The following is an 11128-nucleotide window of genomic DNA, read 5'->3' as shown; positions in this document are numbered from 1 at the left end:
GACAATCACATCCCAAGTAGCCGGGGGGGAAGACACGGCAGAGAACTTGGGCTGGGCAGAAGCCTGAGAAGGCAGAGTTTGGGTCAAGGGATCCCTCGAGTTGAACGCAAAGCCGGTATTCTCAAGCTACCAGAAGTCCCGAGAGTTAATTTTCCCGGAGCAGCGGGATCCCTGGGGAAGAGGCTTGGTAGCAACCCCAACTCCCTCTTTTCGGCTGGGGGATCCGCAAACGGGATTGTGGCAGAGGCTACGGAACCCAATCGGCCAATTTGCTAGCCAGGATCCCACACCCACCCTGGGGATTTTCAGCCATGTTGGTTACTCAGCATCCTGTCTTTCGGCGCTTTTGGTACCCGGTGATGCCCCTCAGCCTACTGAAGCAGGGAGCCCCGCAACCCTTTGAGCTGCTGGGAGAAAAGATCGTCCTCTGGTTGGATCAAGCCGGGCAGCCCCAAGCTGCTGCCGACCGCTGCTGTCATCGTTCGGCCCAACTCTCCAAGGGGATTGTCTGCGATGGCCACATTCGCTGCCCCTACCACGGCTGGGAGTTTGATGGCACAGGTGCCTGCGTCAAGGTGCCGCAGTTGCCGGCTCGCGCGCGCATTCCGGAGGGCTACCGCATTCCCGCCTATCTCTGCCAGGCCCGTTACGGCTATGCCTGGGTTTGTTTGGATCCTCAACCCCTGCGAGATATCCCGGTCATTCCAGAGGCAGAGGATCCCAGCTACCGGCTCATCCACGAGTTTTACGAACGTTGGGAATGCGCCAGTTTGCGCATCTGCGAGAACGAGTTCGATGCTGCCCACTTCAGCTTTGTGCATCAAAACACCTTTGGCAGCCTAGACAACCTGGTACCCAGTCATTTCGAGATCGAGGAGCTGGACTACGGCATCCGTACCCGCCTGGTGGTCGGTGTGGCCAACCCAGAGCTGCAACAAAAAAACCTGGGCATTCCCCTTGCCAAAACCGAGCGCACCACCACTTCCACCTGGTACCTGCCCTTCACCAACCACCTTCACATCCGCTACCCCAATGGCCGCAGCCATGTTATCGTCAACATCCCCACCCCCATCAACGACCGGGCCTCGCAAGTGGTGCAGTTTTGCCTGCGCAACGACACGGAAGCGGATGCTCCAGCCTCAGAGGTAGTCCGCTTCGACCGGGCTGTAACTTTGGAAGACAGGGCCATTCTGGAAACTACGGATCCCGATGTCCCTCTCGACCTCAGCGCCGAGCAGCATATGTTTACCGACAAACCCGGGATCCTGATGCGCAAGCAACTGGCCGCCCTGCTGAAAGCTCATGGCAATGCCTCAGATCAGCTCTTCTAGGCCGCGGCTGCCAGCATAGCGGCTGTAGGCATAGAGCAAGCCCAGGCTCAGGCCGGTAACCAAAAAGCTAAGGGCTGCTCCAAAGGGGTAGTCCAGGCTGGCGCCAAACTGCATCTGGATGACATTGCCGATCAACAAGGTCTTGCTGCCCCCCAGCAAGTCCGGTACCACGAACATACCCAGCGCTGGGATGGCCACCAAAATCAAGCCCGCCGCCAGCCCCGGCAGCGTTTGGGGAAAAAGCACCCACCAGAAGACCTGCCAGCCGTTGGCGTAGAGATCCCGCGCCGCCTCCGCCAGGCGCCAGTCGATGCGCTCCACTGCTGTGTACAGGGGCAAGGCCATGTAAGGCAAAAAGGTGTAGACCATGCCCAGGTACACGGCCAGCCAACTGGGGTAGAGAGCCGTCTGGGGCGGGATCCAGCCCAGCCAGGCGGCCAGGCGGGCCAGCCACCCTTCTGGCGCCAACACCACCATCCAGGCGTAGGTGCGAATCACCAGGTTCGTCCAAAACGGCACCACCACCAGCGTCAGCAATAGATCCCGCTGTCGGGGCGGGTGGGCGACAATAAAGAAAGCCAGGGGATAGGCCAGGAGCACACAAAAGAAGGTGGTGACGGCCGCCACCAGCAGGCTGCGGCCCAAGATCTGCCAGTAGATGGGCGTCCAGCCCAGGGGGCCGTAGCCGAGAATGCGCAGGTAGTTGGCCAGCGTCAGAGGCAGTCCCACCTCGCCAAACTGGCCGCGGCTGAGAAAGCTGCAAACCAGCAGCAACACTCCCGGCAGCACCAAAAACAGCACCACCCATAGCACCCCCGGCCCGGCAAAGATGAGGCTGCGCAGCAGCTCCTGCCAGGGGGAGAGCAATTCCCCGGCGCGCACCTGGGCACGCTGGCCAGAAGAAGGGATCCCTGGCCATCTCAGCATGGGGGATCCTCCTGCCGGGGATCCGGCCGCAGGCGCACCAGGCTCTTGGGGGGCAGGTGGGCCACCAGCGCCTCGCCGATCTCAAACCCCGCCTCCTCAATATCCGTGTTGAGGGCGGTGGCCTTGAGCTGCTGTCCATTGGCCGTCTGCAGCAAGTACTGGTTCTCCGCCCCGGTGTAGATGAGGTTTTCCACCCGCACCGGCACTTGGTTGGGCAGCAGATCCCAGCCGCTACGGGAAAGCTGAATCTTTTCTGGGCGGATGGCCAACTGCACCGGCTCCAAGTTGGGCTGGATCCCGGGCACCTTGAGCTTGCCTAGGGGCGTATCCACGCAGTCGGTGCCACAGGCGATCCCTTCGATGAGGTTGCTGGCCCCCAAAAAGTCCGCCACAAAGGCGGTTGCCGGCCGCTCGTACACCTCGTCAATGGGGCCAACTTGCTCAATGCGTCCGGCCCGCATCACCGCCACCCGGTCGCTGGTAACCAACGCCTCCTCCTGGTCGTGGGTAACAAAAATAAACGTCATGCCCAGCCGCCGCTGCAGCTCGCACAACTGCACCTGAAGCTGCTTGCGCAACTTGGCATCCAACGCCGAGAGCGGCTCATCCAATAGCAGCACCTCTGGCTCATTGACCAAGGCGCGGGCCAGGGCCACCCGCTGCTGCTGCCCCCCGGAGAGCTCCTGGGGCTTGCGCTTGGCCAGATCCCCGATCTCCACCAACTCCAAGGCGGCGGCCACCCGCTTGTGCAGGGCCTCCCCTCGCACCCCCCGCCTGCGCAGGCCAAAGGCGACGTTTTCCTCCACGGTCAGGAAGGGGAAAAGGGCGTAGCTCTGAAACACGGTGTTGACGTTGCGCTTGTGGGCGGGCAGGTGGCCCACCGGGCGCCCCCGGATCACCACTTCCCCGAGGTCAGCCATCTCCAGGCCGGCGATGATGCGCAGCAGGGTGGTCTTGCCGCAGCCGGAAGGGCCCAACAGGCCGAAAAACTCGCCCCGCCGAATCTGCAAGTCGATGCCGTCGAGGGCCACAAAGTCGCCAAAGCGCTTGCGGAGCCCCTTGAGCTCCACATCCCAGTCGGGATCCCGGACGGTGGTGGAGAGGACACCCGCAGTCACAGTTGGCAGCGCCGACAACATCCTTTAACCCAGTATGCAAGTCTCCGGGAAAATTGCAGCTGTCTCTTGCGCCATGGGCGCAAGTTCTACACTCAGCCTTGCAAATGGGGATCCCTGTCTGCAGCTTTTCAAGACAGGATGGATGAAAGATAGTGTCGCTACGCCACTTTCACATCACGCAGGTGGTAAACACTCCCGTGAAAGGTGTGCATGGGCTGTTGCCAAAACCGATTCTGCCCCGACCTGCCTTGCTCTGAGTGCTTTTGCATCTACGGCCATTTCCAATAGCAGTGAAGCTGCTCCTTGCTATGTTCCCACCCCTCTCCCTCTGGGAGAGGGGCCGGGGGTGAGGGGCCTGGGGGTGGTCGCGTCGGCGGCGCGGAGCGCTTGGGTTGGTCGAACTTGTCTGGAATGGGTTCAAGCCGGAACACCGTTCTCCCAATCTGTCTCCGCAGGCGGCGTAGGCTCTTGCATGGGCCAGACCCAATCTGTGAGGTCCTGGGCAGGGATCCCTTGCGGCATGAGCCCGTGGCAGCGGGAGCAGAACAGACAACTGGCACAGCGTTCACCGTAGGGGATCCCGGGAAAGTTCTGCGCCTCCAGTTGCCGCAGGCGGGCCAGGGTGGCTTTGAGGTGGGCCAGATCCCGCTCGTAGGCGGCGGCGCTGTAGCGGCGGTAGAAGGGCTGCTGCGGGTGTTGCACATACCAAAGGGTCAGTTGCACCTGCTCCGGCTGGAAGGGGACTTCCAGGGGCAGTTGATCGGCCACCCCACACAGCAGCAGGGGGTAGAGGCGCACCTGCCAGTCCTGGGCCAACTGTTCATCGGGGGGGCGCTGCCGCTCCGTCTTCCAATCGACAATGTGCAGGGATCCCGGGGTAATCACCAGCCGATCCAGGCGGGCCATCAGCTTAAACCCCTCGATCCGCTGCCAGAGGGGCAATTCCGCCAACACCCGCCCCTGCGGATGAGCGTGGGGACTGGCCAAGAACACCTGCCACCACTGGCGTACTGTCTCATCCAAAGCAGATAAGCGGGGCTCCACCTGCCGACCGCGGCTGTGCCATTCGACCAAGCGGTGAAACTGCTGCCCGCGCCTCTGCTCCAGTTCGTGCTCAGAAGCATTGGCAGCAGGCCAGATCAACCGCTCCAGGTACACATAGCGAAACAGGCGAGGACAATGATCCAGGAGCGCCAAGGCGGAAGCAGACAGGTTGACCTGCTCAAGGCTCAGCCTCTCCAAAGGGGGGGCAGAGCCTACAAAAGGGGCAATCGGGATCCCAGACATGGGCAAGTCCTGGCGGGGATGGGAGGAGTGCAACTGCTCTGAGCACACTTGAACTGACCTTCCACTAAAAGCTGGGGGTTGTGCTAGGCTCCTGTCGAATTTGCCCAGACCCAGACAGCGACCATCCCATCCCAGAGCAACAAAAGCAGAGCCAAGCATCCGAGCAGCCCGTACATCCAAGGCTGAACGTAAGGGCGCAGCCCGCCGATCTCCAGTTGGGTGTGACGTTGAACCTCGGCCAACAGACGCTGGAACCCGGCCACCCGCATCGGCAAAAGCACGCGCTCCCCAGCTTGGGTGACTAAGTAGTACACCATACCGCCTTGGCTGGTGGAGCGGGGCTCAATGCGTTCCACATCAGCCCACCGGATCTGCCACTCCTGCCGCACAAAAGGTGGCACCCAGCCTGGGTAGGTGGCCTGCATGCCCTTTTCATCCAACTGGATCTGCTGGCTCAGGGATCCCAGGACTACTCCCCATCCCAGCAGCAGAGTTGCCCAAAGGGATCCCAGCTCAAGCGGTGTTGCCTGTTGCCGGGACAGCAAGATGGGCAGGGGCAGGCTCAATCCCCAGTACAAGGCCTGCAAAGCGTAGCGAATCAACGGGGAGATGGGGAAGATCAACATGGGCAGAGGGGGGCTCGCTTCACCAAGCTTAAGATAGCCCTTAAAAAGGCAGCTCCTCCTTTAAGGATTCCCTTTCTGCTTGGCGATCGACAAGCGGAAAAGACGGCTTTGCTGCTGCATTGGGAAACTCTGCAGCAGACCCTTCTGCCGGTGTCGGCGGGTCGTAGATCTCACCGGAGAGCAGGTCGAGGGATCCCTCGGCTTCTAAAGTCTCCATTGAGGAGAGCCCTGCCGCGGATCCCAACACCCCCTCCAAGTCCACCAGGCTGCCGTTGAAATGGTCGGCAAAACGGCGGGCAATCTCCGCCAGCTCATGGGTTAGTTCATAGGACTGCCGACGGTGCTCTGCATAACCTAGAGAAGCAATGCTGGTTGCTGAGCCGTTCACCTGAGCGCCCCCCACGGGATCGTTGCGCTCAGGCTCTGGCGAAGGTGGGTCAGAGGGGGGATGGTGCCCGGTACTTGGCGGGATGGGCTCCGTTGAGGAAGCAGGGCTGCTGGTGTTATCGCTTGGCAACCCTGGCGCGGCAACGGGATCGGGGGGGAGAAATGCTGTGGGCGGCAGCGGGGCGGAGCTCTTGGACTTGGTTTCGCCGGTGCGATTGGAAACCTCCGGCCTGCCGGAGCGCTGCACAACCAAGTTGAGCTGCACAGGGCGCTGCAACAGATGGTGGAGTACCGACCGCAGTTCGGCTTCTTTGCTGCGCACCTTGTCCACCAAGCCTTTGCTGGGAAAGGCAAGGGTAATCTCTTCCAGAGTCTCTTGCTGCAAATGCCCGGATCCCAGCAGGGCTTTGGTAATTGGGGAAAGGCCCTTGAGGAACTCCTCCCAGCGGGGCCGCAAGAGCCTGGCGGAGGAAGCGGCGGGATCTTGCGCTTTTTTCGGGGAAGTCTCCCCTCGGCTTGGCCCTGCTGTCGGTGGCGGTGTGGAGTCCCCCGTTGCTCGAGAGGCAGGGGTTGGGAGCTTTTCAACCGCTGCTGCAGCCTGCTGCTTTTCTCCTACGACAGCGGGGGCAACGTTCCCATCGAGGTTCTTCAAGACCTCCGGCTTGCTGTTGCCCCTAGCAGAAGACGGGCCGACAACAGCTTCAGGAGAGAGAGCAGGGGATAGGTCGGCAACGGGGAGCGGCTTTCCGCCTTTGGCCTCTGTCGATGGCAGCGGGACGGCACCCTGGCGAAGCTGGCCCAGCAGATCCAGCAGGGCAATTTCCAACCAAAGCTGGGGCTGGCCGCCCTGGCGAATTTGCGGCTCGCACTGGCGCAGATGGCTCTGGGCCGCCAGCAGCATCTCCACCGAGTAGCGAGGGGCCCGCTGCTGCAGGGCTGCCCAAGTGGGATCCGTTACGGCCGCCAACTGTCGCTGTTGTGGTGCCGTCTTGGCCAGCAGCAGATCCCGGTAAAAGGCCACCAGGCTCTGCAGCAGCACCAGCGGCTCTCTGCCCCGCTCCAGCAATTGCCGCGTCTGGGCCAGCACTGCTTGCACATCCTGAGCCAGCAGGGCATCGGTCAACTCCAAAAGCTGCCGCTCCGGGATCCCGCCCACCAAGTCCCACACGGCTTCTGGGGTGATGGATCCCTCCAGCAAGCTGAGCTGATCCAACAGGCGCTCGGCGTCCCGCAGCCCTCCCTGGGCCAGTTGGGCCACCAGCTGCAAGGCTTCTGCCGTGATGGGGATCCCTTCCTGGGCGGCAATCTTGCCCAGGTGGGCCACCATGTCGTCGAGGGGAATGCGGCGAAAGTCAAAGCGCTGACAGCGGGAAACGATGGTGGGCAGAACCCGCTGAGGGTCGGTGGTGGCCAGCACAAACACCACGCGGGGGGGCGGCTCTTCTAGGGTCTTCAGCAAAGCGTTGAAGGCGGCATTGCTGAGCATGTGGCACTCGTCGATGACATAGACCTTGTAGCGGCTATTCACCGGCGCAAACTGGGCCCGCTCGATCAGCTCGCGGATGTTGTCCACACCGGTATTGCTGGCGGCGTCGATTTCAATCACATCCAAAGAAGAGCCGGCGGTGATGGCGCGGCACTGGCTGCACACCTGACAGGGATCCGGCGTCGGCCCCTGCTCGCAATTTAGGGACTTAGCCAAAATGCGGGCGCTGGAGGTCTTGCCCGTGCCGCGCGGCCCACAGAACAAGTAGGCCGGCGCCACCCGGTTTTGCCGGATGGCATTGGTCAAAGTCTGTACCACCGCCCCTTGGCCCACCACATCGGCAAAGCGCTGCGGGCGGTATTTCAAATGAAGGGGTTCGTACTTGCCGGCAGCGGCCATTTTTTGGAGATCTCCAGTCGCAATAGCGGGACGGAGTCCTTGCAAGCGCGCCCCCGCCGCAACCCCTCGATGCTGAGGCGATCCCAGGGGGGCTCCCCCTATTCTGGCTTCTCCCTGTGTCCCTCAGGAGCAACACCGAGTCTTGAAGAAGATGCTGCTTCCTGGGCAAGCAAAGCCTTGGGATCCCGGCGGCGCAGGGGCGGCATCTGCGGCAATTGCACCTTCCAGCGGGGGGCATCCAGTTGATCTATGTGCTGCAGGCGGTAGCTGAGCTGGTACAGCTCCCTCTTGAGCTGGCGATTTTCTGCTTGAATGGCGGCGATGCGCTCGCGGATGGGCTGCAGGCGGGCCTGCAGCTTGCGCCGGTAGAGCTCCGGCAGCTCTTGGAGCATCTGCTCCAACACCTGCTTTTCTTGGTAGAGCTGCTCGATCTCGGCCTCATAGCTGCGAATCTGTCGGTGTTGCTTTTCTTGGCGCAGCTCCAAAAGATCGATCTGGCTTTGCAGCAGGCGGTTGCGCTCCCGCAAAGCCTGAATCTCCTGCTCCCGCGCCGCCAGCGCTTGCACCCACCAGGACTCTGCCCTGCTATCGCCAACAGGCTCGCCGCCGCAAATCGTTTCTTGCATCGACTCTTCCTCAACCCACCATCCCCATCCGCTACTCTATCCAGCCTGCTGGGGCGAGGCCAGGGGTTTCTGGGAAGCCAGCGCTTGTTGCACCTGGGCTTCCAGCTCCGCCAGGGATCCGGAATTGTCCAGCACTACATGGGCGCGACGGGCCTTTTCCTCCAGGGGCCACTGGCTGGCCAGGCGAGCTTCAATTTCTGCCGGTGTCAGGAGGGGATCCCGCTGAGCCAGGCGCTGCCGCTGCTGCTCAGGGGTACAGGTCACCACCCAGATCTCGCTGACCCAGTTTTCCATGTGGGCCTCAAACAGCAGCGGGATCATCAGGCAAACGGTGGGAGGGCCGTCCTTTTGAGGATTTGCAACCCCTTGCGGCGCAGAGGCTCCGTGAGACTGGAGAAACTCCCGCAGCCGCGCTTTGACAAACGGGTGGATCTGGGCTTCTAGCCAGGCCCGCTCGGCGGCATCGGCAAAGATAATCTGCCCTAACTGGCGGCGATCCAGCTCTCCAGAGGGATCCCGGATGGCCTGGCCATAGCGCTGCAGCACCCGCTCGCGGATGGGGGATCCCACCGCCAAGGCCTGGCGGGCCATCTGATCCGCATCGGCCACCGGGATCCCGTGCCGTTCCAAGATGCGGGCCACTGTGGATTTACCGGTGGCTATGCCGCCCGTCAAGCCGATGATTCTCATGGGAGCTGTGCGATTTCACACAAGTTGGAGCCAGCCTCTCACCCCCGGCCCCTCTCCCAGCCCTCACCCCCAGCCCCTCTCCCAGAGGGAGAGGGGAGATGGTTGAAGATCCCCCTTCAAGGCGAGGCCATCTGGGCAGAGGCTGGGGAAAGGCAAGGTGCTGTCAAGAGACTATACTCTAAGCCTTCCACCAAGGCCCGGCAGGAGGCTTCGATGATGTTGGTGGAAACTCCCACCGTGGTCCAGCGGCGGTGGCCATCGCTGAACTCCACCAGCACCCGCGTTTTTGCCGAGGTGCCGGCCCGCCCATCCAAGATGCGCACTTTGTAGTCGGCCAGGTGAATCCCTTCCAGTTGGGGGTAGAACTCCAGCAAGGCTTTGCGCAGCGCCCCATCCAAAGCCGCCACCGGCCCATTGCCTTCCGCTGCCGTTACCCGCGTCTGCCCTTGCACCGCAATCTTCACCGCCGCCAAGGACTGCACATCCCCCGCCTCACCACTGGGATCCCAGTCTTTGCTGCTCCAGTCGGAGCGGGTAGTGGTGCTGACATTAAAGCTAAGCACCTCAAATGGATGCAAGCGCTGACCTAACAGCTCCCGCACCAGCAGCTCAAAGCTGGCCTCAGCCGCCTCAAACTGATAGCCCTGCAGCTCCAGGGTCTTCAACCGCTCTAGGATCAAGCGGGCTTGGGGATCTGACTTGTCCAGCCGGATCCCGAAGCCGGCCACTTTGCTGAGGATATTGCTCAGCCCCGCTTGTTCCGAAACCACGATGCGCCGGCAGTTGCCCACCTGCTCCGGGGCAATGTGCTCGTAGGTGAGGGGGTTTTTCTGGACGGCGCTAACGTGGATCCCGCCCTTGTGGGCAAAGGCCGACCGGCCCACAAAGGGGGCATGGTCATCCGGAGCTAGGTTGACCACCTCGCTGATGGCGCGGGAGATCTCCGTCAGGTGTTGCAGCTTCCCTTCCGGCAGACAGCGGTAGCCCAGCTTTAGTTGCAGGTTGGGGATGACGCTGCACAGGTCGGCGTTGCCACAGCGCTCCCCATAGCCGTTGATGGTGCCTTGCACCATGCGCGCCCCCGCCTGGACTGCCGCCAGGGCATTGGCCACAGCAGTGCCGGAATCGTTGTGGGTGTGGATCCCCAGGGGCAAATGCCCCAGGTGATGGGACTCGGCCAAGACGGCTGCGGTGATGGCGGCAATCTCGGGGGGCAGGGATCCGCCGTTGGTATCGCAGAGAACCAGCCACTCTGCCCCCGCTTCTGCCGCCGCCACGAGGGTTTGCAGGGCGTAGTCGGAGTTGTGGCGATAGGCGTCAAACCAGTGCTCAGCATCGTAGATCACCCGTCGCCCCTGGGAGCGCAAATAGGCGATGGTATCCCGGATCATGGCCAGGTTTTCGGCCAAGGTGGTGCCCAGCCCCTCAGTCACATGCAGATCCCAAGACTTGCCGAACACCGTCACGTAGCGGGTGCCCGCTGCCAAGATGGCCTGCAGCAGGGGGTCGTCAGCCGCCCGCCGCCCCGGCTTGCGGGTGGAGCAAAAGGCCACCAGCTCCGCCTGCTCCAGAGGCTCTTCCCGCAGTTGCCAGAAAAACTGCACATCCTTGGGATTGGCCCCCGGCCAGCCCCCCTCGATAAACGGGATCCCCAGCCGATCCAGCAGCTTGGCGATCTGGATCTTGTCTTGCACCGACAGCGACAGCCCCTCCCGCTGCGCCCCATCCCGCAGCGTGGTGTCGTAGAGGGTGATGGCGGCTAAGCAACCAAGGACTGCGTCCTGCTGGCGCGAACGGTCAATCTTCATAGCGCATCAGCTTTTTGTAAAAGGCGGTGGAGAAATCCGGCGGCTGCCCCCGCTGCATCAGGGTCACCACATCGATGAGATAGTCCACAAACTCGTAGTTGGCAATGGAAAGCTGATAGGTGAGCTCGGCATCTTGAGCGAAGATCACCTGAACCACCGTTAAATCTGAAGGTAGCGGGGACATGTGCCAACTGGCCAAGAAGCGGACGGGATCCGCCCCCTCAATAGCCCTTTGCCCCTCCAGGTTGCCTCTTTTGTAGAGGCCCACCGCCAGGGCTAAGTACTGTCGGCGGGCAACGGCGTAATAGGGCTGATAGACGGCCACTTCTGGCGGGCTGGCAGGTTCGAGTTGCAGAGCCATGACGGCAAGAGGAGAGAAGCGTCGATTGCGGCAACAAAGCAAGGGGCTCACTGCCATCCAGCCTACCGCGTCGGCGGGCTGC

General features: G+C 62.2%; 10 protein-coding genes. 1 reads left to right on the top strand and 9 read right to left on the bottom strand.

What is annotated here, in order from left to right; all coding sequences use genetic code 11:
- Positions 1 to 311: 311 nt before the first annotated feature.
- The gene (locus NW857_RS10220) at positions 312 to 1331 is read left to right on the top strand and encodes a Rieske 2Fe-2S domain-containing protein (protein ID WP_414368867.1); all 1020 of its coding nucleotides are present in this window, start codon (positions 312 to 314) and stop codon (positions 1329 to 1331) included.
- On the opposite strand, the gene NW857_RS10215 is transcribed toward NW857_RS10220, so the two are convergent.
- The 9 genes from NW857_RS10215 to ebsA all read right to left on the bottom strand — a co-directional run.
- Positions 1314 to 2258: an ABC transporter permease gene (locus NW857_RS10215; protein WP_414335931.1), complete on the bottom strand. Its 945-nt coding sequence runs from the start codon at positions 2256 to 2258 to the stop codon at positions 1314 to 1316. The two genes, NW857_RS10220 and NW857_RS10215, sit on opposite strands and share 18 nt — an antisense overlap.
- Positions 2252 to 3376 (bottom strand): ABC transporter ATP-binding protein, encoded by a 1125-nt coding sequence (locus NW857_RS10210; protein ID WP_414337096.1) that lies wholly within the window; start codon positions 3374 to 3376, stop codon positions 2252 to 2254. The genes NW857_RS10215 and NW857_RS10210 overlap by 7 nt, the downstream gene beginning before the upstream one ends.
- A 417-nt stretch (positions 3377 to 3793) precedes the next feature.
- A complete protein-coding gene (locus NW857_RS10205) occupies positions 3794 to 4696 on the bottom strand; it encodes a PD-(D/E)XK nuclease family protein (protein WP_414368866.1) in 903 nt (300 codons plus the stop codon).
- Between the two features lie 50 nt (positions 4697 to 4746).
- Positions 4747 to 5289 carry a hypothetical protein gene (locus NW857_RS10200; protein ID WP_414335941.1) on the bottom strand — a complete coding sequence of 181 codons (543 nt, stop codon included), beginning with the start codon at positions 5287 to 5289 and terminating at the stop codon, positions 4747 to 4749.
- Between the two features lie 40 nt (positions 5290 to 5329).
- On the bottom strand, positions 5330 to 7561 hold the full coding sequence (locus tag NW857_RS10195; RefSeq protein ID WP_414368865.1) for a DNA polymerase III subunit gamma/tau: 2232 nt from the start codon (positions 7559 to 7561) through the stop codon (positions 5330 to 5332).
- Between the two features lie 98 nt (positions 7562 to 7659).
- Positions 7660 to 8187 (bottom strand): hypothetical protein, encoded by a 528-nt coding sequence (locus NW857_RS10190; RefSeq protein ID WP_414335938.1) that lies wholly within the window; start codon positions 8185 to 8187, stop codon positions 7660 to 7662.
- Positions 8188 to 8223: 36 nt separating this feature from the next.
- Positions 8224 to 8877, bottom strand: a complete 654-nt coding sequence (coaE, locus tag NW857_RS10185; RefSeq protein ID WP_414368863.1) for a dephospho-CoA kinase — start codon at positions 8875 to 8877, stop codon at positions 8224 to 8226.
- Positions 8878 to 8993: 116 nt separating this feature from the next.
- Positions 8994 to 10685 carry a citramalate synthase gene (gene cimA / locus NW857_RS10180; protein WP_414332571.1) on the bottom strand — a complete coding sequence of 564 codons (1692 nt, stop codon included), beginning with the start codon at positions 10683 to 10685 and terminating at the stop codon, positions 8994 to 8996.
- On the bottom strand, positions 10675 to 11128 hold a 454-nt coding region (ebsA, locus tag NW857_RS10175), incomplete at its 5' end, for a type IV pilus biogenesis protein EbsA (protein WP_414368862.1). The genes cimA and ebsA, both read right to left, overlap by 11 nt.

This window comes from Synechococcus sp. H55.9 (assembly GCF_047462355.1).
Lineage (GTDB): Bacteria > Cyanobacteriota > Cyanobacteriia > Thermostichales > Thermostichaceae > Thermostichus.
Note: the sequence above shows the minus strand (reverse complement) of the source record. Positions and strands in the feature narration are given on the sequence as shown.